The sequence below is a fragment of the Sulfuritalea sp. genome (assembly GCF_017302275.1).
Classification (GTDB): domain Bacteria; phylum Pseudomonadota; class Gammaproteobacteria; order Burkholderiales; family Rhodocyclaceae; genus Sulfuritalea.
Map to the genome: position 1 here is coordinate 20,228 of NZ_JAFLDR010000037.1, position 23,985 is coordinate 44,212.

General features: G+C 67.1%; 18 protein-coding genes. 12 read left to right on the forward strand and 6 right to left on the reverse strand.

Features of this window, described 5'->3' with window-relative positions; genetic code table 11:
• Window positions 1-3 precede the first annotated feature (3 nt).
• The 4 genes from recG to J0M27_RS16895 all read right to left on the reverse strand — a co-directional run bounded on the left by recG (window position 4) and on the right by J0M27_RS16895 (window position 4,317).
• A complete protein-coding gene (recG, locus tag J0M27_RS16880; protein WP_294994343.1) occupies window positions 4-2,043 on the reverse strand; it encodes an ATP-dependent DNA helicase RecG in 2,040 nt (679 codons plus the stop codon).
• Between the two features lie 177 nt (window positions 2,044-2,220).
• Complete coding sequence (locus J0M27_RS16885; protein WP_294994345.1) at window positions 2,221-2,601, reverse strand: RidA family protein; 381 nt, start codon at window positions 2,599-2,601, stop codon at window positions 2,221-2,223.
• Between the two features lie 10 nt (window positions 2,602-2,611).
• On the reverse strand, window positions 2,612-3,022 hold the full coding sequence (locus J0M27_RS16890) for an SPOR domain-containing protein (RefSeq protein ID WP_294994348.1): 411 nt from the start codon (window positions 3,020-3,022) through the stop codon (window positions 2,612-2,614).
• Window positions 3,019-4,317, reverse strand: a complete 1,299-nt coding sequence (locus J0M27_RS16895; protein WP_294994351.1) for an O-acetylhomoserine aminocarboxypropyltransferase/cysteine synthase family protein — start codon at window positions 4,315-4,317, stop codon at window positions 3,019-3,021. Before J0M27_RS16895 ends, J0M27_RS16890 begins: the two co-directional genes overlap by 4 nt.
• An 87-nt stretch (window positions 4,318-4,404) precedes the next feature.
• Between J0M27_RS16895 and J0M27_RS16900 the strand changes: the two genes are divergently transcribed.
• A complete protein-coding gene (locus J0M27_RS16900; RefSeq protein ID WP_294994353.1) occupies window positions 4,405-5,160 on the forward strand; it encodes a YdcF family protein in 756 nt (251 codons plus the stop codon).
• Window positions 5,161-5,242: 82 nt separating this feature from the next.
• A complete protein-coding gene (mog, locus tag J0M27_RS16905; protein ID WP_294994356.1) occupies window positions 5,243-5,827 on the forward strand; it encodes a molybdopterin adenylyltransferase in 585 nt (194 codons plus the stop codon).
• Window positions 5,828-6,096: 269 nt separating this feature from the next.
• On the opposite strand, the gene J0M27_RS16910 is transcribed toward mog, so the two are convergent.
• Window positions 6,097-7,587, reverse strand: coding sequence for a hypothetical protein (locus J0M27_RS16910; protein ID WP_294994359.1), 1,491 nt, complete (start codon window positions 7,585-7,587; stop codon window positions 6,097-6,099).
• 245 nt (window positions 7,588-7,832) lie between these two features.
• On the opposite strand from J0M27_RS16910, the gene J0M27_RS16915 reads away from it, so the two are divergent.
• From J0M27_RS16915 to J0M27_RS16925, 3 genes are read left to right on the forward strand one after another with little or no spacing between them, the layout of a single operon-like run.
• Window positions 7,833-8,648 carry a thymidylate synthase gene (locus J0M27_RS16915; RefSeq protein ID WP_294994362.1) on the forward strand — a complete coding sequence of 272 codons (816 nt, stop codon included), beginning with the start codon at window positions 7,833-7,835 and terminating at the stop codon, window positions 8,646-8,648.
• Window positions 8,645-9,628 carry a glucokinase gene (locus tag J0M27_RS16920; protein WP_294994364.1) on the forward strand — a complete coding sequence of 328 codons (984 nt, stop codon included), beginning with the start codon at window positions 8,645-8,647 and terminating at the stop codon, window positions 9,626-9,628. The genes J0M27_RS16915 and J0M27_RS16920 overlap by 4 nt, the downstream gene beginning before the upstream one ends.
• Window positions 9,625-10,056: a DUF2934 domain-containing protein gene (locus J0M27_RS16925; RefSeq protein ID WP_294994367.1), complete on the forward strand. Its 432-nt coding sequence runs from the start codon at window positions 9,625-9,627 to the stop codon at window positions 10,054-10,056. The genes J0M27_RS16920 and J0M27_RS16925 overlap by 4 nt, the downstream gene beginning before the upstream one ends.
• A gap of 3 nt (window positions 10,057-10,059) precedes the next feature.
• Here the strand turns inward: J0M27_RS16925 and glgB are convergent, their stop codons facing one another.
• Window positions 10,060-12,213 (reverse strand): 1,4-alpha-glucan branching protein GlgB, encoded by a 2,154-nt coding sequence (glgB, locus tag J0M27_RS16930; protein ID WP_294994370.1) that lies wholly within the window; start codon window positions 12,211-12,213, stop codon window positions 10,060-10,062.
• 131 nt (window positions 12,214-12,344) lie between these two features.
• On the opposite strand from glgB, the gene glgC reads away from it, so the two are divergent.
• The 7 genes from glgC to J0M27_RS16965 all read left to right on the forward strand — a co-directional run bounded on the left by glgC (window position 12,345) and on the right by J0M27_RS16965 (window position 23,862).
• Window positions 12,345-13,604 (forward strand): glucose-1-phosphate adenylyltransferase, encoded by a 1,260-nt coding sequence (gene glgC / locus J0M27_RS16935; RefSeq protein WP_294994374.1) that lies wholly within the window; start codon window positions 12,345-12,347, stop codon window positions 13,602-13,604.
• A gap of 205 nt (window positions 13,605-13,809) precedes the next feature.
• On the forward strand, window positions 13,810-15,531 hold the full coding sequence (locus J0M27_RS16940) for a glycoside hydrolase family 57 protein (RefSeq protein ID WP_294994377.1): 1,722 nt from the start codon (window positions 13,810-13,812) through the stop codon (window positions 15,529-15,531).
• An 8-nt stretch (window positions 15,532-15,539) separates the two neighbouring features.
• Window positions 15,540-17,552, forward strand: a complete 2,013-nt coding sequence (locus J0M27_RS16945; RefSeq protein ID WP_294994380.1) for an alpha-amylase/4-alpha-glucanotransferase domain-containing protein — start codon at window positions 15,540-15,542, stop codon at window positions 17,550-17,552.
• Window positions 17,553-17,583: 31 nt separating this feature from the next.
• Complete coding sequence (gene glgP / locus J0M27_RS16950; RefSeq protein WP_294994383.1) at window positions 17,584-20,139, forward strand: alpha-glucan family phosphorylase; 2,556 nt, start codon at window positions 17,584-17,586, stop codon at window positions 20,137-20,139.
• Between the two features lie 11 nt (window positions 20,140-20,150).
• Window positions 20,151-21,785: a glucose-6-phosphate isomerase gene (pgi, locus tag J0M27_RS16955; protein ID WP_294994386.1), complete on the forward strand. Its 1,635-nt coding sequence runs from the start codon at window positions 20,151-20,153 to the stop codon at window positions 21,783-21,785.
• Window positions 21,786-21,924: 139 nt separating this feature from the next.
• Window positions 21,925-23,355 carry a glycogen synthase GlgA gene (gene glgA, locus J0M27_RS16960; RefSeq protein ID WP_294994388.1) on the forward strand — a complete coding sequence of 477 codons (1,431 nt, stop codon included), beginning with the start codon at window positions 21,925-21,927 and terminating at the stop codon, window positions 23,353-23,355.
• Between the two features lie 9 nt (window positions 23,356-23,364).
• Window positions 23,365-23,862 carry a dihydrofolate reductase gene (locus J0M27_RS16965; RefSeq protein ID WP_294994391.1) on the forward strand — a complete coding sequence of 166 codons (498 nt, stop codon included), beginning with the start codon at window positions 23,365-23,367 and terminating at the stop codon, window positions 23,860-23,862.
• Window positions 23,863-23,985 lie beyond the last annotated feature (123 nt).

Genomic DNA, 23,985 nt, shown 5'->3' on the forward strand with positions numbered 1-23,985 from the left:
ATTTTACGCCTTGAGCAGTTCCTCGCGTCCGCCCAGCCAGCGCTGCAGGTGCGCCGTCGCCAGCTCCGGCGCGTCGCGCAGCATGTCCTCGGCGATGACGCGGGCCCGCTCGACCAGCGCGGCGTCCTCCAGATCCGCGTAGCGCAGCAGCGGCATGCCGCTTTGGCGCGCACCGATGAATTCGCCGGGACCGCGCAGGCGCAAATCCTCGCGCGCGATCTCGAAACCGTCGTTGGTTTCGAAGATGGCCTTCAGCCGCGCCCGCGCCAGTTCGCCCAACGGCTGGGCGTAGAGCAGGATGCAGGCCGATTGCGCGGCGCCGCGCCCGACGCGGCCGCGCAACTGGTGGAGCTGGGCGAGGCCGAAGCGTTCCGCATGTTCGATCACCATCAGGCTGGCGTTGGGCACATCGACACCGACCTCGATCACGGTGGTCGCCACCAGCACGTGGACCTCGTTGCCGACGAAGGCCGCCATCACCGCCGCCTTGTCGGCGGCCTTGAGCCGGCCGTGCACCAGGCCGATCTTGAGGTCCGGCAGTTCGGCGACCAGGCGCGCATAGGTCTCTTCCGCGGTCTTGAGTTGCAAGGTTTCACTCTCTTCTATGAGCGGGCACACCCAATAGGCCTGACGCCCCGTCCGACAGGCATCGTGCACACGCTTCAGGACTTCATCGCGCCGCCCCTCTGCGACCAGCCTGGTGGTGACCGGGCTGCGTCCCGGCGGCAACTCGTCGAGCACCGAGACGTCGAGATCGGCGTAGTAGCTCATGGCCAGGGTGCGCGGAATCGGCGTCGCCGACATCGCCAGTTGATGGGCGAAGCTACCCTTGTCCTTCAGCGCGAGGCGCTGGCGCACGCCGAAGCGGTGCTGCTCGTCGACGATGGCCAACCCGAGACGCGCGAACTCGACCTTGTCCTCGATCAAGGCATGGGTGCCGATCGCGATCGCCGTGTCGCCAGCGCCGACTCTTGCGATCGCCGCTTCCTTGTCGCGCTTCTTCAGGCTGCCGGTGAGCCAGGCGACTTCCAGCCCCAAGGGCTGCAGCCAGGTCGCGAGCTTGCGGTAATGCTGCTCGGCAAGGATTTCGGTGGGCGCCATCAGCGCCGCCTGGTGTCCGGCTTCGACCGCATGCAGTATGGCCAGCGCGGCGACCACCGTCTTGCCGCTGCCGACGTCGCCCTGCAGCAGGCGCTGCATGGGATGCGGCTGACCAAGGTCGGCGGCGATCTCGCGCCAGGCGCGCTGCTGTGCGCCGGTAAGCTTGAAGGGCAAGGATTTCAGCAGCGCGTCGGTGAACTGCGCCGTCGGCCCCAGCTTCGGTGCACCGCGCGCGCGGCGAGCAAGGTAGGCACGGCGCAGGCTGAGCTGCTGGGCCAGCAGTTCGTCGAACTGCACGCGGCGCCAGGCCGGGAAGTCGCGCGCTTCGAGCACCGATTGCGCCATCTCGGGCGGAGGGTTGTGGAGGAAGCGGATCGATTCCGCGATGCCGGGAAGATCCAGGCGGCGCAGCAGGTCCGGTGCCAGCGTGTCGCTGAGATCGACCCGCGCCAGCGCCTTTTCGATCAGGCGGCGCAGAGTGGCCTGGCCCAGCCCGGCCGTGGTCGGATAGACCGGCGTCAGCCCGTCGGGCAGGGATTCGCCGGCCGCCACCGGATGAAAGCGCGGGTGGATGATCTCGGGGCCGAGGTAGCCCTCGTGCACTTCGCCGAAGATGCGCACGCGCGTGCCGGGCTGCAGCACCTTCTGCTGGCTGGGATAGAAATTCAGGAAGCGTAGTGACAGTGCACCGCCGGCATCGCGCACCCGCGCGATCAACTGGCGGCGAGGACGGTAGGCGACGTCACAGTCGGTGACCTCGACCTCGAACTGGGCGGCGACGCCGGGACGCGCGTCGGCCAGCGCGGTAATGCGTGTCTCGTCCTCGTAGCGCAGCGGCAAGTGCAGCGCGAAATCGGCGTCGGTCTTGAGGCCGAGCCGCGCCAGGCGGCCGGCGAGCGTGTTGGAGGCGGCGGCAGCGGGTTTAACGTGAAGAACACCCATTGGGCATCGTGTCAGGCATCGAGCGCAGCGAGCAAACCAGGAACCCCCCGCGAGGGGGCGAGGCGGGAATTCGCGACGCATGCGTCGCGCCGCCGCAGCCGGCTGGCTGTGCAAAGCCAGCCGTGGGCCGCATAGCGGAAAGGGGGGCGGGCGTCTGAAAAGGGCTGATTTTGAAAATCAGCCAAGGACGAGCACGGCGTCCGCCTCGACCAGCGCGCCGCGCGGCAACTCCTTGACGCCGACGGCGGCGCGCGCCGGGAAGGGTTGGCTGAAATACCTCGCCATGGTTTCATTGACTTTGGCGAAGTTGGCCAGGTCGGTCAGGTAGATGTTGAGCTTGACCGCGTCGGCGAGCGACGCGCCGGCGGCTTCCGCCACCGCCTTGAGGTTGTCGAAGACGCGCACGATCTGCGCGTCGATGCCCTCGACCATGGTCATGGTCGATGGGTCGAGGCCGATCTGGCCCGACATGTAGACGGTGTCGCCGACCTGCACGGCCTGGGAATAGGTGCCGATGGCGGCGGGCGCGGCGGCGGTGGAAATGATCTTGCGGCTCATGGTTGGGTTCTCACTGTTTCAGGGTTACGGTCTGGGCGCCATAGACGCCCAGTTCCTTGAGTTTTGCGCGCGCGGCCTCGGCTTCCTCCTGCGTGCGGAACGGCCCCACCGTGACATGCGCCTCGACGCGCAGGCTGGAGGGAATGCCCAGCGCGTCCAGCTTGGCGCGCACATCCTCGGCGGTGGCGACCTCGCTGTAGGAGCTGAGCTGGATGGCGTGGCGCGCGGCAGCGGAGCGCGGCACGGGATCCTGGGGCGAGGCCGCCGGCACAATCGGCGCGGATGCCGACGCCGGCGAATACTGCTGCAAGGATTGGTACATGATCCAGGCGCCCATGGCCCCGACCAGCACCAGGAGGACGACCACCAGTCCGTTGATGCGCTTGACCGGATCACTGCCGCCCTGCGGTGTTTCGCTCATGATGCGCTGCGCTCCAGGGCCTGGTCGATGTCCCACAGGATGTCGTCGAGGGTCTCGATGCCGATCGAAAGCCGCACCATGTCCGGCGTGACGCCCGAGGCGCGCTGGTCGGCCTCGTTCATCTGGCGATGGGTGGTCGATGCCGGATGGATCACCAGGGTCTTGGCATCGCCGATGTTGGCCAGATGCGAGCAGAACTGCAGGGCATCGATGAAACGCTCGCCGGCCGCTTGCCCACCCGTGACGCCGAATGCCAGCAACGCGCCGGCTCCGGGGTGGCGCGGCGAGCCGAGGTAGCGCTGCGCCAGTGCGTAGCCGGGACTGGAAGGCAGGCCCGGGTAATTCACCCATGCCACGCGCGGATGCTGTTCCAGATGGCGCGCCACGGCCAGCGCGTTCTCGCAATGGCGTTGCATGCGCAGCGGCAGCGTCTCGATGCCCTGCATCAGTTGCCAGGCCGAGAAGGGCGAAAGCGCGGGGCCGAAGGTGCGCAGGGTCTCCATGCGCGCCTTCATGGTGAAGCCGAAGTCGCCGAAGGTCTCGTAGAACTTGACGCCGTGATAACCGGCGGAGGGCTCGGTCATTCCGGGGAACTTGCCGTTGCCCCAGTCGAACTTGCCCGACTCGACCACCACGCCGCCCAGGGTGGTGCCGTGGCCGCCGAGGAACTTGGTCGCCGAATGCACCACGATGTCGGCGCCGTGCTCGAAGGGGCGGCACAGATACGGCGAGGGCACGGTATTGTCGATGATCAGCGGCACGCGATGATCGTGGGCGACCCTGGCCACGGCGGCGATGTCGAGCACGTTGAGGCGCGGGTTGGCGACAGTTTCGGCGAACAGGCAGCGCGTGTTGTCGGACAGCGCGGCGCGGAAGTTCTCCGGATCGTCGGAATCGACGAACACGGTCTCGATGCCGAGCCTGCGGAAACTGACATCGAGCTGCGAGAAGGTGCCGCCGTAGAGCGAGCGGGCCGCGACGATGCGGTCACCGGCCTGGCACAGCGTCAACAGGGCCAGTGTCTGCGCGGCGAGGCCGGTGGCGGCGGCCACGGCAGCGCGACCTCCCTCCAGCGCGGCGACGCGTTCCTCGAAGGCGGCGACGGTCGGATTTCCGATGCGCGAATAGACGTTGCCGAAGGTCTGCAGGTTGAACAGGCTGGCGGCGTGCTCGGCCGAATCGAAGACGAAGGAGCTGGTCTGGTGGATCGGCAACGCGCGCGCGCCGGTAGCCGCGTCCGGCTGGGCGCCGGCATGCAGGCAGAGGGTCTCGATTCCGTAGTGGTGATCGCTCATGATGTGCGCGTCTGGGGCGGAGCAATTGCGCCGATAATGGCGGCCCACCGTCATGCGATGATACGCGATCAGCCTGCTTCCCGGCCCATGTTCCTGCTCAAGAAAATCCTTGTTTCCCTGATCCTGCCGCCGACCGGACCGGTCCTGCTGGCGCTGTTCGGGCTTTGGCTGTCGCGCGCCAAAAGTCGGCGCTGGCAATACGGCGGCGTTGCCCTGGCGTCGGTCGCGCTGCTGGCGTTGCTGGTGCTTTCCACGCCGATCGTCGGCCATGCGCTGATGGCCCCGCTGCAGCGGCATCCGGCGCTCGCGCCCGGGCAACTGAAGGACGTCCAGGCCATCGTCATCCTCGGCGGCGGTTCCTACTACGGGGCCCCCGAGTATGGCGGCGACACGATAGGCGGCCCGACCCTGGAGCGCATTCGCTACGGCGCGTGGCTGTCGCGCAAGACGCGCCTGCCGCTGCTGGTCACCGGCGGCGCCCCCTATGGCGGCCGCGCCGAGGCCGATTCGATGCGCGAGGCGCTGGAACCGGAATTCGGCGTCGCGGTGCGCTGGGTCGAATCCGCCTCGCGCGACACCGCGGAAAGCGCCCGCCTGTCGGCGCCGCTGCTCGCCTCCGCCGGAATCACCCGCATCGCGCTGGTCAGCCACGGCTGGCACCTGCCGCGCGCGGTCCCGCTGTTCGAACAGCAAGGCCTGCAAGTCCTTGCCGCGCCAACCGCCTTCAGCATGCCCTCACCCTCCCTGCTGGAAAATCTTTTGCCCAGCAATCTGGCCGGCAGCCGCTGGGCGCTCAACGAATACCTCGGCCAACTCTATTACCGCCTGAAGGAATCGTTATGACCATCCCCCCATCCCCCTGCCCATGGCAGGGGGTGACACTTGTTCGCGGGCCAGGCCCGCTCCACTGCCCTGCGGAGAAGCCATGAACGACGAACTTCTGATCGGCCTCGTATCCATTTCCGACCGCGCCTCCAGCGGTGTCTACGAGGACAAGGGCATTCCCGCGCTGCAGGAATGGTTCGGCGCCGCGCTGGCCTCGCCCTGGCGCATGGAGACGCGCCTGATTCCCGACGAGCAGCCGGTGATCGAGCGGACCCTGATCGAACTGTGCGACACGGTCGGCTGCCATCTGGTGCTGACCACCGGCGGCACCGGTCCAGCACCGCGCGACGTGACGCCCGAGGCGACCCTGGCCGTGGCGCACAAGCTGATGCCCGGCTTCGGCGAACAGATGCGGCAGATCTCGCTGGCCTTCGTGCCGACGGCCATCCTCTCGCGCCAGGTCGGCGCGATTCGCGGCAAGTCGCTGATCCTCAACCTGCCGGGACAGCCCAAGGCCATCAAGGAAACCCTGGAGGGCGCGAAAGACGCGGCGGGAAAGCCGCTGGTGCCGGGAATCTTCGCCGCCGTGCCCTATTGCCTCGACCTGATCGGCGGGCCCTACGTCGAGACCAACGAATCGGTGATCAAGGCCTTCCGGCCCAAGTCGGCAATCCGGGCGAAATAGCAGGCCGGCGGCAGTTAGCCACCAAGCCGCCACGTCACGACGAATCCCGCGAAGAATTTCGAGCGAAGCGAGCCGATCAGTCGCCTCCTCATGGGGAGGCGAGGCGGAAATTCGCAACGCGTGCGTCGCGCCGCCGCAGCCGGCGGGTTGTGCAAAGCCAGCCGTGGGCCGCGCAGCGGATGGGAGAGGCGGGCCTTCAATTCGCTTTTCCGGCCAAGCACCAACATGCTTGATCGAAGCTTTCCCTTTTCGATTACGGCTTGCGCGGCTTACGAATACGACTGGACGAAGAAGTTGGCGATGACGAAATCGGGGCCGGTCGCGACCGTCTCGCGCGGGTGCAGGCGCGCGTTCTTCTCGTCGACCTTGAACAGCAGCGCAACGCCCTCCTCGAGGGTGTTGTGCGGCAAGGCCATGCGCGCGTATTCGCCGACTTCGGGCACGTCCAGCAACAGCGCCTCGGTGAGCAGGCCACCGGCATCGGCCAGCACAGCGCGCGGCGCTTTCGAAATCGTTTCGATGCCGATGGAATGGTTATTGGCGCCGGTGCGCACGTAGCGCCGGACGACGCCGATCAGCCAGTTGTCGCCACCGTCCGGCTGCACGGCGACTAGGGCACCGATGCGCAACCATCCGGTGCGTGACAGGGTGGCATGGGCGCCCAGCCCGCCGAGGCTGACGTCGTCGACAATCCAGGATTCGACGCCCTCGGTTTCGGATCCGTAACCGGACAAGCGACGGTGCACCCCGGTCATGCCGTTGACCACCTTGAGCGGCGAAGCCAGCCGGCGCCGGTTGGTATTGCGCATCGGTGGCTTGGGTGCCCAGTACATCGCCAGGTGGCCCAGGACCGGCAACACCGCGTCGGCGTCGTATTGCGCGCCAAGGTTGATGTTCGGCGGAACGCGGCGATCCTTGGTGATCTGTTCGGCGGTTTCGTTCACCGCCTCCAGCGCCTGGGTGCCGTTGAAGAAGCGCAGGGTCGGCGAAACCTCGGGAAGCTTGGCGAGCCTTGTTGGAGGTACCGGCTTGGCGGCATCGACCCAGTAAACATTTTCCGGCCGCAGTTCGCGAATCAGGGAGAAATGGGGCAGGAAATGCGCGACCAGATGTTCCGCGATCTCGATTTGCAAGGGCTTGAGCTTGTCCATCGACGTGGCCTGGAACACCAGCACCTTGAGGTACTCGGCCTCGATCGTGGTCTCGGGCGCCCCGGCATACAGTTGCAGGGGCTTGCGATCGAGTTTGCCGTCGAAGGCGGCCAGGTAGGTTCCGCCGACGTTCAGCCAGAATTCCGGGTCGACCGGCCCGTAGCGAAACTGGTCCCATTTCAGCCGCGCGGCGAGCGCGCCGATCAATCGACCGTAGAGCACCCCCAATTGCGGCCTGATCGCCTCGGCGTCCTTTTCTCCGGCCTTCAGGCGCGCCAGACTGTCGAGATAGGCATTGATAAGCAGTTGCCAATAACCGCGGCCGATGCCCCACTGGCGCGATTCCATGGCGCGGCTCTGGTCGCTCAGGGAGGGGTAGTCGCGTGCCAAGCGCCGGGCCTGCGCCACCGCCGCCTCGTCCAGTCGCAACGCCAGGTCGAGCCGCTGCAAGGGCTTGAAGCCGGTGTCCGCGGCGACCGACTCCAGCCATGCGCTGGCGTCCTCGACGGCGAGCAGGGGCTCGCGCGTCACGATCTCGCCGAGGATGATCTTGGCTTCCTTGGGGTCGGCCAAGGGGTGGACCGGCTGTTTGGAAAAGAATCCGAGCATGGATGTTTCCAGTGGATGGATTACCGCGCGGCGGGGACGGCGGCGCTTTGAATCCCGCGCCGCCATTGTGCCAGCAGCGTCGGGGCACGTGCAACATCTATTGCTTGCGGCCTAGCGGCAATTGGCCGCGAGATGGCGACCGCCTTTCCCCCACCGACCCGCCGCCCCCGCCGCCCTGCGATGGATGAATCGCGCGGCAATAGACCCTAAAATAGGCCGCTCGATCCAAGTCCCGCCATCCATCCATGCGCCCCTACCTCGACCTGATGAGCCACGTGCTCCAGCACGGCAACGAAAAGTCCGATCGCACCGGCACCGGCACTCGCTCTGTGTTCGGCTGGCAGATGCGCTTCGACCTGGCCGAGGGCTTCCCCCTGCTGACGACCAAGAAACTGCACCTGCGCTCGATCATCCACGAACTGCTGTGGTTCCTCCAGGGCGACACCAACATCCGCTACCTGAAGGAAAACGGCGTTTCGATCTGGGACGACTGGGCCGATGCCGACGGCAACCTCGGGCCGGTGTATGGCCACCAGTGGCGCCACTGGCCGGACGGCAAGGACGGCGCGATCGACCAGATCGCCGAATTGATCGCCGGCCTGAAGAAGAATCCGGATTCGCGCCGCCACATCGTCTCGGCATGGAACCCCGCCGACATCCCTCGGATGAAGCTGCCGCCCTGCCACGCGCTGTTCCAGTTCTACGTCGCTCCCGCGACCAGCCCGGGACTGGCTCCCAGGCTCAGTTGCCAGCTCTACCAGCGCAGCGCCGACATCTTCCTCGGCGTACCGTTCAATATCGCGTCCTACGCGCTGTTCACGCTGATGGTGGCCCAGGTCTGCGATTACTCGCCGGGCGACTTCGTGTGGACCGGCGGCGACTGCCACCTCTATTCCAACCACCTCGACCAGGCGCGCCTGCAGCTTTCCCGCGAACCGCGACCGCTGCCGAGGATGCGGATCAACCCCGCGGTCGAGGACATCTTCGGCTTCCGCTACGAGGACTTCACGCTAGAGGCCTACGACCCGCATCCGCACATCGCCGCACCGGTGGCCGTGTGACGCCGCGGAAGCCGACTGGCGGACGGGCGCCGGCGGGGAAGCGGCTCCTGCTTTGCGCCGACATCGGCGGCACCAAGACGCTGCTGGGCCTCGCGGACGAGGGCGGTCTGCAGGCGCATCGCCGTTACACCAACGCCGACTTTCCGGATTTTCCGGCTGTCCTGGCCGCCTTCCTCGCCGACACGCGAACCGACCCGGCTCAGGTCGATGGCGGCTGCCTGGCCGTTGCGGGTCCGATCGCCGACGACGGCCATTCGGCGCAGCTGACCAACCTGCCGTGGCGCATCGACGGCACCAAGCTGACCCACCGTTTCGGGCTGCCCGCCCTGCACCTGGCCAACGATTTCGCCGCGGCCGCAATGGGCGCCGTGACGTCTTCGACGGCGCAGCGCCACACCCTGCAGCAGGGCGATCCGCTGGCGACGGCGCCCTGCCTGGTGGTCGGCGCCGGGACCGGGCTCGGCATGGCCATCGTCCTGCCCGAGGGCGCAGGGTGGCGAATCGTCGCCGGGGAAGGCGGACACGCGGCCTTTGCTCCTGCGGACGAGACGCAAGCGGCGCTTTGGCGCTTCCTGCAGGCGCGTCATGGCCGGGTCACCTGGGAAAGGGTGGTTTCCGGTCCGGGCCTGGCCGCCATCCACGAATTCGTCGCCGGCGACCTGCTGTCACCGGCGGAGATCGCCGCACGCGCGGCGGGGGATACGGCTGGCGCCGAAGCACGTTCGGTGGACCTTTTCCTTGCCGCCTATGGTGCGTTCGCCGGTGACATGGCGCTGGCCTGCCTGGCGCGTGGCGGCGTCTTCATCGCCGGCGGCATTGCCGCCAGCCTGCTCCCGCTGCTGCCGCGCAGCGGATTCCTCGCCGCCTTCGGAGCGAAGGCCGAACATGCCGCGATCGCCGCACGCATGCCGATCCACGTTGCCACCGATCCGCTGCTGGGGCTGCGTGGCGCGCTCGGCGTCGCCAGGCAGAGGGCTTGACGATTGTCAACGTGCTGTCATGGCAGCGGCGCACTATATCGATCAAGCACATCGAAGATCAGGAGGAACGCCAAATGACAGGTTCGAAGACCAGCACGAAAAGCAGCGCTACCGGCGCGGCGAAGAAAGTTCCCGCCGCGACCCAAGCCAAGGCTCCGGCCAAGAGGGCGCAGCCCGCGAAGGCAGTAGCGGCGGTGAAGAAGCCGGCCGTCAAGCTGAGCGATGCGAAAGCGGTGCCGAAGCCCGCCGCCCCGCGCGCGAAGAAGTCGAAGTCCGTGCCAGCCGAGCAGCGGCGGAACTACGTCGAAATGGCGGCGTATTACATCGCCGAACGGCGTGGGTTCGCTCCGGGCAATCCGCTGGAGGATTGGGTGCAAGCCGAGGCCGAGATCGACCGCCTGCTCGCCGAGGGGCGTCTGGGCGGCTGAATTTCAGGCCGGCAGCAGGATCAGTGCGGCGAGCGGCGGCAAGGTCAGGGCCAGCGAAGCCGGGAAGCCCATCCACGAACGCGCTTCGGCATTTACGTGGCCACCGTTGCCCAGGTCGCTGCCACCATACAGCGCTGAATCGGTATTGAGCCGTTCGCGGTAGGGTCCGGTTCGCGGCACGCCGAGCCGGTAGCCGTGTCGCGGCACCGGGGTGAAGTTGAGCACCACCACGACGTGGCTGCCGTCGCGCGCATGGCGCAACCAGCTCACGACCGACTGGTCCGCGTCGTGGCAATCGATCCACTGGAAGCCGAGGGAGGAGAAATCGAGTTCATGCAGCGCCGTTTCGCCGACATACAGGTGGTTGAGTTCGCGCGTCAGTTCCCTGACTCCGGCATGCAAAGGGGACTGGAGGAGTTGCCAGGGCAGTTCCTCGGCGGGGCGCCATTCCCAGGGCTGCCCCAGTTCGGCGCCCATGAACTGCAGCTTCTTGCCCGGCGCCGTCATCTGGTAGGCCAGCAACAGCCGCAGGTTGGCGAAGCGCTGCCATTCATCGCCCGGCATCTTGCCCAGCAGCGAATGCTTGCCGTGCACCACTTCGTCATGCGACAGGGGCAGCACGAAGTTCTCGCTGTAGGCGTACAGCTGGCCGAAGGTCAGCCGCTCGTGGTTGTAGCGCCGGTAGATCGGGTCGTGCTCCATGTAGTCGAGCGTATCGTTCATCCAGCCCATGTTCCACTTCATCGAGAAGCCCAGGCCGCCCAGCCAGGTCGGGCGCGACACCATCGGCCACGCCGTGGATTCCTCCGCGATGGTCAGCGCGCCGGGAAAATCGGCGTGCACCATTTCATTCATTTCGCGCAGGAAGGCGATGGCTTCGAGGTTCTCGCGACCGCCATGGACGTTCGGTGTCCACTCGCCGGCGCGGCGGGAGTAGTCGAGGTAGATCATCGACGCCACGGCGTCGACGCGCAGCGCGTCTACGTGAAACTCGCCCAGCCAGTAGGACGCGGAAGAAAGCAGGAAGCTCCTGACCTCGTTGCGCCCGTAGTTGAAGACATGGGTGCCCCAGTCGGGATGCATTTTCTGCTTCGGGTCTTCATGCTCGTACAGTGCGCTGCCGTCGTAGTGGGCCAGCGCCCAGTCATCGGCGGGGAAGTGTCCGGGAACCCAGTCGAGGATCACGCCGATGCCGGCCTGATGCAGCGCATCGACCAGGCAGCGCAGATCGTCCGCGCTGCCGAAGCGCGAGCTGGGCGCGAAGAAGCCGGTGCATTGGTAGCCCCAGGATTCGTCGAGCGGATGCTCCATCAGCGGCATGAATTCGACGTGGGTATAGCCCATCTCGACCAGGTAGGGAACCAGCCGCTCCGCCAGGTCACGATAGCTGTAGAAGCTGCGATCGGGATGCCGCATCCAGCTGCCCAGGTGCATCTCGTAGATGCTCATCGGCGCCGACAGCCAGTCGCGCCTTGCGCGCGCCTGCAGCCATGCGTCGTCGTTCCAGACGTGTGCCGCCGGGGCCGTGACGCGGCAGGCCGTGGCCGGCCGCCGCTCGAAGGCCCGCGCGTAAGGATCGCTCTTCAGGCGCAACGCGCCGCTGCCACGCACGCGCAATTCGAACCGGTACAAGGCGCCGGCGGCGAGCTCCGGAACGAACAGTTCCCAGACACCGGACGCGCCCAGCGTCGCCATCGGGTGCACGCGGCCGTCCCAGCCGTTGAAATCGCCGACCACCGAGACGCGCTCGGCGTTCGGCGCCCAGACGCGAAAGCAGACACCGGCAACACCGTCGCGCTGTTCCGGCAACGCGCCCTGGCTGCGCCACGCCTGGCGCAAGCGGCCGGCATTGAAAAGAAACAGGTCGTCGGCCGGTGGCCGCGGGACGAAAGCGTAGGCATCGTAGTGCGTCGCGCCGTCGATCTTGAGCCGCCACGGCCGGGGCGGCGGCGCGCTGCCCTGCCACTCGAACAGGTCGCTGCCAAGGCGACGCTTGAGCGGCGCCCAGGCGCCGTCGGCGAGTTCCACCGAGATCGCCGAGGCACGGGGACGAAAAACGCGCAGGTGCCAACCGGCACCCTGCGGGTGCAGTCCGAGGACGGAGAACGGGTCATGTTCGCGCGCCTCGAACAGCGCGCGGAAGGCAGCGTCAGGCATGGGTATATAGTCTCAGGAGTTTTTTGCTATCGTGCGGATTGTAGCCGCAAGGGAGGATTCACCATGTATTGGAATGCAGAACCTGCCGGTTCCGACGCGACTCGGCCCGGCGCGGGCAGAGGAGTGCGTTCGTGACAGCCACCGAGATCGCGCACAACACCTTCGGCATCGTGCTGGCCGGCGGCCGCGGCAGCCGCCTGATGCAACTCACGGACTGGCGCTCCAAGCCTGCCGTTCCATTCGGCGGCAAGTTCCGCATCATCGACTTCACGCTGTCGAACTGCGTCAATTCCGGCATCCGCCGCATCGGCGTCGCCACCCAGTACAAGGCACAGAGCCTGATCCAGCACCTGCAGCGCGGCTGGAGCTTCCTCGACGGTCGCTTCCACGAATTCATCGACATCCTGCCGGCGCAGCAGCAGATCAGCGAAGACTGGTATCGGGGAACGGCCGATGCGGTATTCCAGAATCTCGACCTGATCCGGCGCAACCGGCCAAGGTACGTGCTGGTGCTTTCGGGCGATCACATCTACAAGATGAACTACGCCCGCATGCTGGCCGAACATGCCGACCGCCAGGCTGATTTCAGCGTTGCCTGCATCGATGTCCCGCGGCTCGAGGCGACCGAATTCGGTGTCATGCACGTCGACGAACAGCAGCGCGTGGCGGCCTTCGTCGAAAAGCCCAAGGATCCTCCGGCGATCCCTGGACGCCCGGACCGCGCCCTGGCCAGCATGGGCGTGTATGTCTTCAATGCCGACTTCCTCTTCGAACAATTGATCCGCGACCACGACGAGCCGAAGTCGTCGCACGACTTCGGCAAGGACCTGATTCCGCATTGCGTAGACCGCTACCGGGTTTTCGCCCACAACTTCGTCGATTCCTGCGTCGGCATGGACGAAACCAGGATTCCCTACTGGCGCGATGCCGGCACCATCGACGCCTACTGGGAAGCCAACATGGAGCTGACCAAGGTCACGCCGGAACTCAACCTCTACGACGACGACTGGCCGATCTGGACCCACCAGGAACAGCTGCCGCCGGCCAAGTTCGTTTTCGACGACGACGGGCGGCGCGGCATGGCGGTGGATTCGCTGGTTTCCGGCGGCGACATCATCAGTGGCGCGCTGGTGCGCCATTCGCTGCTGTTCTCCCGGGTCCACGTGCACAGCCACGCGGAGATCGAGGACTCGGTGATCCTGCCGGACGTCCATATCGGTCGCCACGCCAAACTGCGCCGCGTGGTGATGGACAAGCATTGCCGGGTTCCCGAGGGCTTGCAGATCGGCTACGACCGCGAGGCCGATCGCAAGCGCTTCCACGTCAGCGACAACGGCGTCACGCTGGTGACGCCGGAAATGCTGGGCCAGCAGGCGCACCACATAAGGTGACTTTCAAAATGAAAGTCACCATGGTCATCATGGCCCCCCACCCCTCGCTCCACGGCCGGCTTTGCACAGCCGGCCGGCTGCGGCGGCGCAAGGCAGTGCCTTGCGAAACCCCGCCTGCGCCCCCTTCCCGGGGCGGGGGCCAAGTATTGCTCGCTGCGCTCGAAGTGGCGTATCGCGGCCCCTGCCATCTGACCCGGCTCCAGTCATGAAACAGCTCGATCTCGTCTTTCTCTGGCACATGCACCAGCCGGACTATCGCGATCACGGCGCGGCAAAAGTCGGCGCTGGCGACACGGCGTCGGGAGAGTTCGTCCTGCCCTGGGTCTATCTGCACGCCATGAAGGACTATGTCGACATGGCAGCGCACCTGGAACGCCATCCGCGGATCCATTGCGTCGTCAATTTCGTCCCGGTTCTGCTCGACCAGATCGAGGACTACGCGCAGCAGTTCGCCAGCAGGCAGTTTCGCGACCCCCTGCTGCGCATGCTGGCGACACCCGACCTCGAATGCCTCGGCGTGGCCGACCGGAAGCTTCTGTTGGCGACCTGCTTCCGCAGCAACCACACCACCATGCTGGCGCCCTTCCCGCAATACAAGCGCCTGCACGAGATCTACCTGCTGCTCGCCAACGACAGCGAAGCAACCTACTGCTACCTGTCCGGCGCCTACTTCTCCGACCTCGTGACCTGGTACCACCTGGCGTGGACCGGCGAGACCGAACGTCGCCGCAACCCCCTGCTGGCCAAGCTGATGAGCCAGGGCGAAGGCTATGACGCCGGGGATCGCCGCGCGTTGCTGGACAGCATCGGCGAACTGATCACCGGCCTGGTTCCGCGCTGGCGGGCACTCGCCGAACGCGGCCAGGTCGAGATCTCGTCCACGCCGAACACGCATCCGCTGTCGCCCTTGCTGCTCGACTTCAAGGCCGCACGCGAGAGCCTGCCCGATGCGCCGCTGCCCTTCAGCGCGGCCTATCCCGGCGGGCGCAGCCGGGTCATCGCCCACATCGATGCCGCGCGCATCAGCCATGCCCGCCGCTTCGGCGCACCGCCGGTCGGCATGTGGCCGGCCGAGGGTGCCGTTTCCGAGGACTTCGTCAAGCACCTCGCCGCCGCCGACTGCCGCTGGATCGCCAGCGGCGAAGGGGTGCTGAACAACAGCCTTGCCACCAGCAAGGTCAGCGACCCGCGCGCCACCTATCATCCCTGGAAGCTGGAACAGGCTCCCGGCCTGACCCTGTTTTTCCGCGACGAGCGCCTTTCCGACCTGATCGGTTTCGACTATGCCAAATGGCACGGCCGCGACGCCGCCAAGCACCTTTTGCTGCAGCTGGAAGCCATCCTCGATGCCGCGACAGGAGAAGAAAACCCGGTGGTCAGCATCATCCTCGACGGCGAAAATGCCTGGGAGCACTATCCCTACAACGGCTTTTACTTCTTCGAGGACCTCTACGGCCTGCTCGCCGAGCATCCCCGTATCCGCACCACGACCTACGCCGAACTGCTGGCACGACCCAGCCCGCCAGCCGCCACGATACTGCCGCGCCTGACCGCGGGCAGCTGGGTGTATGGCACGCTATCGACCTGGATCGGCGACGAGGCCAAGAACCGGGGCTGGGACCTGCTGTGCGAAGCCAAGCAGAGCTGCGACCGGGTGCTGGCCAGCGGCCGCCTCGACAGCGCGCAAGCCACCGCGGTCATCGCGCAGCTGGCCATCTGCGAAAGCTCCGACTGGTTCTGGTGGTTCGGCGACTACAACCCGTCGACCGCTGTCGCCAGTTTCGACAGCCTGTACCGGCGCAACCTGGCAAGGCTCTACCAGTTGCTGCAGCTGGAGCCGCCTGCGCAGCTCGACACCCCCATTTGCGCCGGATCGGCGACCGCCACCGGCGGCTCGATGCGCCGCGTCACCGTTTCCCAAAACTGAATTCGACCATGACCATCAGCCTATTGTTCGGCGTCCACGCCCATCAGCCGGTCGGCAACTTCCCCGCCGTCATCGACGACGCCCATGTCCGCAGCTACGGCATGTTCATTCGCGTCATGGAACGCTACCCCGAGTTCCGTTTCAGCGTGCATTTCTCCGGCTGGCTGCTCGATGTACTCTACGAGCGCTTCCCCGACGACATGGCGCGCCTGGCCGCGATGACCCGCCGCGGCCAGGTCGAATGGTTCGGCTCGGGCGACTGCGAGCCGGTGCTGGCGGCGATCCCGCATCGCGACCGCGTCACGCAGATCGCCACGCTCTCCGACAAGATCGAACGCCGGTTCGGCATGCGGCCCAGCGGCGCCTGGCTCACCGAACGCGTCTGGGAGTCCTCGGTGGTCACCTCGCTGGTCGCCACCGGCATCCGCTACGTGGCGGTGGACGACTACCATTTTCTTTGCGCCGGCGAAAGCCAGGAGCACCTTGACAGCTTCTTCTCCACCGACGAGGACGGCCGCCGCCTCGACCTGTTCCCGATCTCGGAGGGCGCGCGCTACCGCCTACCCTTCTCGCCGGCCGACGAGGCGGTGGGCTGGCTCGAGGACCTCGCCCGCCAGGGACGCCGCGCGGCGATCTACTTCGACGACATCGAGAAGTTCGGTATCTGGCCCGAGACCTACCAGTGGGTGTACGAGAAGGGCTGGCTGACGCAGTTCGTCGAGGGTGTGCTGGCGTCGAAGCTGATCCGCACCGAGACCTATGCCGAGTACCACGCCCGGGAACGCACCCGCGGCATCGTCTACCTGCCGACCACCTCCTACATCGAAATGAACGAGTGGACGCTGCCGGCGCGGCGCGCCACGGAGTACCACGCCCTGGTCGAGGCGGAAAAGGCGGCCGGCCGCTTCGAGGCGCACAAGCCCTTCCTGCGCGGCGGCATCTGGCGCAACTTCATGTCGCGCTACAGTGAAGCCAACTGGATGCACAAGCGCATGCTCGGCGCCTCGCGACGCCTCGCCGCGCTACCGCCCGAGCAGCGCAGCCCCGAGCTGCAGGAATGCCTGCACCGCGCCCAGGCCAACGATGCCTACTGGCACGGCCTGTTCGGCGGCCTTTACCTGCCCCACCTGCGCCGGGCCATCTGGAACAACCTGCTCAAGCTCGAGGCCGCGCTGGAACGCCTGGCCCCCTGGCCGCGCCTGCAGCAGGGCGACCTCGACCATGACGGCCATGTCGAAACCGCCCTGCGCAACCCGCTGATCCACGCCTATGTGCGCGACGACGGCCATGCCTCGCTGGTGGAACTTTCAAGCCTGGCCGTGGCGCACAATTTCGGCGACACGCTGCGTGCCTATGAGGAGGCCTACCACGCCAAGATCCACCTTGCCGACTTGACCCAGACCAGCAATGCCGGCGGTGGAGGCATCACCTCGGCCCACGACCGCATCGCCTTCCTGCACACCATCCTGCCGGGCGACGCCGACCCGGACGAACGTCCGCGCGGCCTCTTCGTCGACAGTCGTGTTTGTGCCAACGACATGCTTTGCCCGGTGGATGGTTACCAGGCCGATGCAAGGCCGGGAAGCTGGATCGCCGTCGGCGAGGGCTGGCGCATCGAGAAACGCTACACGCTGGACAAGGATGTGCTGAGCGTCGTCTTTCGCGTCGAAGGCAGGAACCCGCCGGCGTCGCTGGAAACCGAAATCAACCTCGCCATGCCCAGCTGCGACGGCTTCGGCGGCCGCTATGTGCTCGCCGACGGCAGCGTTCCCGGCGGCTTCGGGGAGCCACTCGGACTGCCCTCCGCGTCGGAGCTGACGCTGGACGACAGCGAACTCGGCGGCGCGCTGCGCATCGAGGCCAGCCGCCCGGTGCGCATCGATGCCGGACCCCACCGCACGGTTTCGCAGTCCGAAGCCGGTTTCGAGAAGATCATGCAGGCGGCCTGCATCACCCTGGCCTGGTCGCCCGCCGCCGGCGAACAGCGAATAACGCTGCGCGTGATCCCGGCGGCGTCGTAGAATTTCGGCTCCCCCTCGACAGTATCCCATCATGCCCGGCACCCGCTACCAGCTCGAAGTCAATCCCGAAATTCCGCCACGCCTGGCGCGCCTGGACGAACTCGCCAACAACCTCTGGTACAGCTGGGACCGGCCCACCCGCTCGCTCTTCGCGCGGCTCTCCGCCGGACTCTGGCGCGCGGTGCACCACAGCCCCAAGGCGTTCATGAAGCGCATGGACCAGAAGCGGATCGACGAGGCCGCCGAGGACCCGGTCTTCCTCGGCACCATGAACCGCGTGCTGTCGGCCTACGATTCCTACCATGCCGAACCGCGCCTCGAACTGCCAGGACAGCCGCCGCTGCAATCCAGCGACCTGATCGCCTACTTCTGCGCCGAATTCGGCTTCCATGAAAGCCTGCCGATCTATTCGGGCGGCCTCGGCATCCTTGCCGGCGACCACTGCAAGGGTGCGTCCGACCTGCGCCTGCCCTTCGTCGCCGTCGGCCTGCTCTACCGCCAGGGCTATTTCCGCCAGTCGATCGACCGCGAAGGCCGGCAGACCGCGCATTACGGCGACAACGACTTCGACGACATGCCGATCGAACTGGTGCATGGCGAGGACGGCAAGGAACTGCGCGTCGGCGTGGATTTCCCCGGACGCACCGTTTGGGCAAAGATCTGGCGCGCCCGCGTCGGCAATAACCGCCTCTACCTGCTCGACACCCAGGTCGACGAGAACAGCGATGCCGACCGCGGCATCCTGCACCAGCTTTACGGTGGCGACCGCCGCACGCGCATCGAGCAGGAGATCATCCTCGGCGTCGGCGGCGTGCGCGCGCTAGCCGCGCTCGGCCTGCGCCCGACGGTCTGGCACATCAACGAAGGCCACGCCGCCTTCCTGGTGCTGGAGCGCATCCGCAACCTGATCCGGCTCGACATGAGCTTTGCCGCGGCGCTGGAAGCCGCTTCCGCCAATACGGTATTCACCACGCATACTCCGGTGCCGGCCGGCCACGACCATTTCGCCGACGACATGGTGATGCACTACTTCGGCGAGTTCTGCGCGGCGGCGGGGCTCGACCGCGACGGACTGCTCGGCATGGGGCGCGTCGGCGATGGCGGCCGCGAGTTCAACATGACGGCGCTGGCCCTGCGCGGCTCGCGCTTCCACAACGGTGTATCGCGCATCCATGGCGAGGTCTCGGCACGCATCTGCGCCGACATGTGGCCGCAGGTCACCGCCCCGGAAAACCCGATGGACTACGTCACCAACGCGGTGCACGTGCCGACCTTCCTCGCCACCGACTGGTACGAGACCTTCGATCGCCACCTCGGCCTCGGCTGGCAGCACCGCCTGACCGACCAGGCCTGCTGGAACGGCGTGCATCGCATCCCGGACCAGATATTCTGGAGCATCCGCCAGTCGCTCAAGGCGCAACTGTTGCACCTGGTGCGCAGCCGGGTGCGCCAGCAGTATCTGCGCAACCAGGGCTCGGAGGCCCACCTAGACCGCGTGCTGCGCGGCGCCGACCCGTCCAATCCCACGGTGCTGACCATCGGCTTCGCCCGCCGCTTTGCCACCTACAAACGCGCCACGCTGCTGTTCAACAACCTCGACTGGCTGCGCGAGATCATTTCCGATGCCGAGCGCCCGGTGCTGTTCATCTTTGCCGGCAAGGCACACCCGGCCGACGAGCCGGGGCGCGAGCTGATCCGCCAGATCGCCGAACTCTCGCACAAGCGCGAGTTCGAGGGCCGCATCCTGCTGGTGGAGGGCTATGACCTGCACCTGGCGCGGCGCATGGTCGCCGGCGTCGATGTCTGGCTCAACAATCCGATCTATCCGCTGGAAGCTTCCGGCACTTCGGGCATGAAGGCGGCGATCAACGGCGCGATCAACCTGTCGGTGCTCGACGGCTGGTGGGGCGAGGGCTACGATGGCAAGAACGGCTGGGCCATCAAGCCGGCGGCCGAGGGCCTCGACCCGTCCGAGCGCGATGCCGACGAAGCGCGCACGCTCTACGAGCTGCTGCAGGACAGCGTAATCCCGATGTACTACCGCAACACCTCGCTCGGCTATTCGCCGGAATGGGTGGCGATGGCCAAGTCGTCGATCGCTTCCATCATGCCGCGCTTCAACATGCAGCGCATGCTGACCGACTACGTCGAGAGGTTCTATTCGCCGGCGGCGGAGCAGTGGCGCCGCTACGCCGGCGACGGCTATTCGGGGGCGCGCCACGTCGCCGAATGGAAGACGAGGATCCGCGCCGCCTGGCCGCGCATCGCCTTGCGCCGGCTCGACCAGCCGGTGCCGCGCATCCGCTATGGGGAAACCATGTGCTTCGAGGTGGCAGTCCAGCTCGATGGCCTCACGCCGGACGACCTGACGGTGGAAATGGTATTCACCCGCCCCGGCGAACCGACCACCGAGCGGGCCCGCCGCTACGTGCTGAAGCATGAGCGCCCTTTGGGCAATGGCGAACATCTGTTCGCCCGCGAACTGACGCCCGACCAGTGCGGCAAGATGGAATACCGCGTGCGCGTATATCCCACCCACGCCCTGCTGACCCATCCCTTCGAGATGGGCATGATGCTCTGGTTGTAGGAGCGCAGCCGATGACACCCGCCGTAAACGCCGCCTGGCAAGCCCTGGCTCGGGCTGCCGAGTCAGGACGCGCGACGCCGTTGCGCGACATGTTCGCCGCCGATCCGCAGCGCTTCGCGCGCCTTTCCATCGTCTGGGACGACTGGCGGCTCGATTTCTCCAAACAGCGCATAGACGCCGGCGGCATGGACCTGCTGCACGCGCTCTGGCGCGCCGCGGAGGTACCGGCCTGGGTCGCGCGCATGCGCGCCGGCGAGGACATCAACCATACCGAGGGTCGCGCCGCGCTGCACATCGCCCTGCGCCATCCGGCCGGGAAAGGCCCGCTGCTGCATCGCGGCCAGGACGTGATGCCGGCCGTGCATGCCGAACTGGACAAGATGCGCGCCTTCTGTGCCGCGATCCACGGCCGCCACTGGCGCGGCAGCACCGGCGAACCAATCAGCGACATCGTGAACATCGGCATCGGCGGCTCGGACCTCGGCCCGCGCATGGCCACCCAGGCGCTGGCCGCCTTCCACCAGCCCGGCCTGCGCGTGCATTACGTGGCCAACCTCGATGGCGCCGACCTGGCGACCACCCTCGCCGCGCTGCAGCCGCGCACCACCCTGTTCGTCATCGCCAGCAAGACCTTCACCACCCAGGAAACCATGCAGAACGCCGCCTCGGCCCGCGCCTGGCTGGTGGCGACGCTGGGCGAAGCGGCCGTGGCGCGGCACTTCGTCGCCGTGTCCACCAACCTCGCCGAAGTGGCGCGTTTCGGCATCGACCCGGACAATGCCCTTGCCTTCTGGGACTGGGTCGGGGGACGCTACTCGCTGTGGTCGGTCATCGGCCTGCCGCTGGCGCTGGCGGTCGGCTTCGAGAATTTCAGTCGCCTGCTGGCCGGTGCGCACGCGATGGACGAACATTTCTTCACCGCGCCGCCCGCCGAGAACCTGCCGGGTACGCTGGCCCTGCTGGAAATCTGGAACAGCAACTTCCTCGGCGCCGACACCCGCGCCCTGCTCCCCTACAGCCAGTCCCTCGGACTGCTGCCGCGTTATCTGCAGCAACTCGAAATGGAATCCAACGGCAAGCCGGTTAGCCGCCAGGGCCAGGCCCTCGACCATTCCGTGGCGCCCATCCTCTGGGGCGAGCCCGGCACCAACGGCCAGCACGCCTTCTACCAGTTGATCCACCAGGGCGGGCGCCTGGTGCCCTGCGAGTTCATCGTCTGCAAGCAGGCCGACTTTGCCCTCCCCGGACACCACGAAAAGCTGCTCGCCAACTGCTTCGCGCAGGGCGAGGCGCTGATGCGCGGCAAGACGCTGGCCGAAACCACCGCCGAACTCGTCGCCGGCGGCATGACGGCCGCCAAAGCCGCCGCGCAGGCGCCCTACCGCAGCTTTCCCGGCAACCAGCCCTCGACCACGCTGCTGCTGCCGCGCCTCGACCCGCACACGCTGGGCGCGCTGCTCGCGCTTTACGAACACAAGGTGTTCGTCGAAAGCATCATCTGGAACATCAATCCCTTCGACCAGTGGGGCGTCGAATACGGCAAGCAACTCGCCAGCCGCCTGCTGCCGATCATCGAAGGCAAGGCGCCCGCAACCGGCCTGGACAGCTCGACCGCGGGACTGATCGCCGCCTGCAAGAGCAAGTGAAGCCCTGCCGACACTGGGCCGCGCCCCGCAGGAAGTCCCCTTGGGGGACCCCAAGGCAGGGCAAGCCAACACCACGAAGCCGCAGGACGGCGACCAGCCGCCACCCCCTTGCGTGGCAAGGGGGTTGGGGGGAATGCCAATGAAGGTTCTTTTCGCCACCTCCGAACTTGCGCCCTGGGTCAAGACCGGCGGCCTCGGCGATGTCGCCGGTTCGCTGCCGGCGGCGCTGCGCGCGCAGGACGTCGACGTGCGTGTCCTGGTGCCCGCCTACCCGGCCCTGGCGCAGGCGTTTCCCGACGCGGTCGAAGTCGCGCGCCCGCACTGGCTCGGCGGCCTGCTGCCGACGCCCGGCCTGAAGCAGGCGGTGACGCCCGACGGCACGCCGCTCTTGCTGCTCGACTACCCGCATTATTTCGACCGAACCGGCAACCCCTACCTCGGCCCCGAGGGACGGGACTGGCTCGACAACCATTTGCGCTTCGGCCTCCTGTCGCGGGTCGCCGCCTGGATCGGCTCCGACGCCAGCACGCTCGACTGGCAGCCCGACGTCATCCACTGCAACGACTGGCAGACCGGCCTGGCGCCGGCCTACCTGCGCTACCTGCCGGGGCGGCTGGCGAAGTCGCTGCTCACGGTGCACAACCTGGCCTTCCAGGGCCTGTTCGACCACGCCTCTCTGTTCGAGCTGGGCCTGCCCGACGCGTCATGGCACCTGGACGGCGTCGAATACCACGGCTACCTGTCCTTCCTCAAGGCCGGCCTGCAACAGGCGGACGCCATAAGCACGGTCAGCCCGAGCTACGCCCGCGAGATCCAGACCGATGCCGAAGGCATGGGCATGGCCGGCCTGCTGCGCCATCGCGCGGCCCGGCTCTCGGGCATCCTCAACGGCATCGACACGCAAGCCTGGAACCCAGCGACGGACCCCCACCTGCCCAACCACTATGGCCCGCGCCGGCTGGAGGCGAAGGCCGCCAACAAGGCCGGGCTCCAGGTAGAGGTCGGGCTAGACCTGCGCGACGACCTGCCGCTGCTCGCCGTCGTCAGCCGCCTCACGGAACAGAAGGGGCTCGACCTGCTGCTGCAGATCGCGCCACGCGTCCTCGAACTGCCGGCGCAACTGGTCATCCTCGGCAGCGGCGACCACGCCATGGAGCGTGCCTTCGCCAGCATGGCCCACCGCCACCCGGGGCAATGCGCGGTGCGCATCGGCTTCGACGAAGGATTCGCCCATCGCATCGAGGCCGGCGCCGACATCTTCCTCATGCCCTCGCGCTTCGAACCCTGCGGCCTCAACCAGATGTACAGCCTGCGCTACGGCACGCCGCCCGTGGTGCGCGCCACTGGCGGACTGGCCGACACCGTGGTCGATGCCGCCGACGAAAAGCACGGCAACGGCTTTGTCTTCGGCCCGGCCACGGCCGCCGCACTGCTCGACGCCGTGCAGCGCGCCGCCACGGCCTGGCGCGATCCGGCGCTCTGGCGCCGCCTGCAAAAGCGCGGCATGGCACGCGATTCGAGCTGGGCCAGCGCCGCGCGCCACTATGTCGACCTGTATCGCGCCCTGTAGCCAGACATCATGCCCGGGCCGCGCCTCGCACTGATCGCCGCCGTCGCCAGGAACGGCGTGATCGGCATGGCCAATCGCCTGCCGTGGCACCTGCCGGCCGACCTGAAACATTTCAAGGCGCTGACCACCGGCAACAGCGTGATCATGGGCCGCAAGACCTGGGAATCGCTGCCCGAAAAATTTCGCCCGCTGCCGGGCCGGCGCAACATCGTCGTCACGCGCAACGCCGCGTATCGCGCCGAGGGCGCCCTGGTCGCCAATTCGCTGCCGGCCGCGGTGGCGCTGGTCGCCAGCGGCGAGGCCTTCGTCATCGGCGGCGCCGAACTCTATGCGGCCGCGCTGCCGCACGCCGACCGGCTGGAACTCACCGAGATCGACGCCGACTACGCCGGCGACACCTGGTTTCCCCTGCGCGACCCGAACGACTGGCGCGAATCGGCGCGCGAGGCGCACGCCGACCCTGCCGGGCCGGGCTACGCCTTCGTCAGCTACGAGCGGATCCGCTAGCCCGGATATTTCACCAGCCCCCATGACTTGGGTGCCGAGCTATGCCGAATAGGTGGATCGTGATGCCCGGGAGGGATAGTTGATCAAGTTTTGATCAATTGAGCGAATTCTGGACGAACCTCC

Excerpts from the sequence above, each read along its gene's own strand:
- glgP (WP_294994383.1), top strand. The coding sequence starts at position 17,584 with ATGCCCGGCACCCGCTACCAGCTCGAAGTCAATCCCGAAATTCCGCCA.
- J0M27_RS16895 (WP_294994351.1), bottom strand. The coding sequence starts at position 4,317 with ATGAGCGATCACCACTACGGAATCGAGACCCTCTGCCTGCATGCCGGC.
- J0M27_RS16890 (WP_294994348.1), bottom strand. The coding sequence starts at position 3,022 with ATGAGCGAAACACCGCAGGGCGGCAGTGATCCGGTCAAGCGCATCAAC.
- mog (WP_294994356.1), top strand. The coding sequence starts at position 5,243 with ATGAACGACGAACTTCTGATCGGCCTCGTATCCATTTCCGACCGCGCC.
- J0M27_RS16915 (WP_294994362.1), top strand. The coding sequence starts at position 7,833 with ATGCGCCCCTACCTCGACCTGATGAGCCACGTGCTCCAGCACGGCAAC.
- J0M27_RS16900 (WP_294994353.1), top strand. The coding sequence starts at position 4,405 with ATGTTCCTGCTCAAGAAAATCCTTGTTTCCCTGATCCTGCCGCCGACC.
- J0M27_RS16965 (WP_294994391.1), top strand. The coding sequence starts at position 23,365 with ATGCCCGGGCCGCGCCTCGCACTGATCGCCGCCGTCGCCAGGAACGGC.
- glgB (WP_294994370.1), bottom strand. The coding sequence starts at position 12,213 with ATGCCTGACGCTGCCTTCCGCGCGCTGTTCGAGGCGCGCGAACATGAC.
- recG (WP_294994343.1), bottom strand. The coding sequence starts at position 2,043 with ATGGGTGTTCTTCACGTTAAACCCGCTGCCGCCGCCTCCAACACGCTC.
- pgi (WP_294994386.1), top strand. The coding sequence starts at position 20,151 with ATGACACCCGCCGTAAACGCCGCCTGGCAAGCCCTGGCTCGGGCTGCC.
- J0M27_RS16945 (WP_294994380.1), top strand. The coding sequence starts at position 15,540 with ATGACCATCAGCCTATTGTTCGGCGTCCACGCCCATCAGCCGGTCGGC.
- J0M27_RS16940 (WP_294994377.1), top strand. The coding sequence starts at position 13,810 with ATGAAACAGCTCGATCTCGTCTTTCTCTGGCACATGCACCAGCCGGAC.
- J0M27_RS16885 (WP_294994345.1), bottom strand. The coding sequence starts at position 2,601 with ATGAGCCGCAAGATCATTTCCACCGCCGCCGCGCCCGCCGCCATCGGC.
- J0M27_RS16910 (WP_294994359.1), bottom strand. The coding sequence starts at position 7,587 with ATGCTCGGATTCTTTTCCAAACAGCCGGTCCACCCCTTGGCCGACCCC.
- glgA (WP_294994388.1), top strand. The coding sequence starts at position 21,925 with ATGAAGGTTCTTTTCGCCACCTCCGAACTTGCGCCCTGGGTCAAGACC.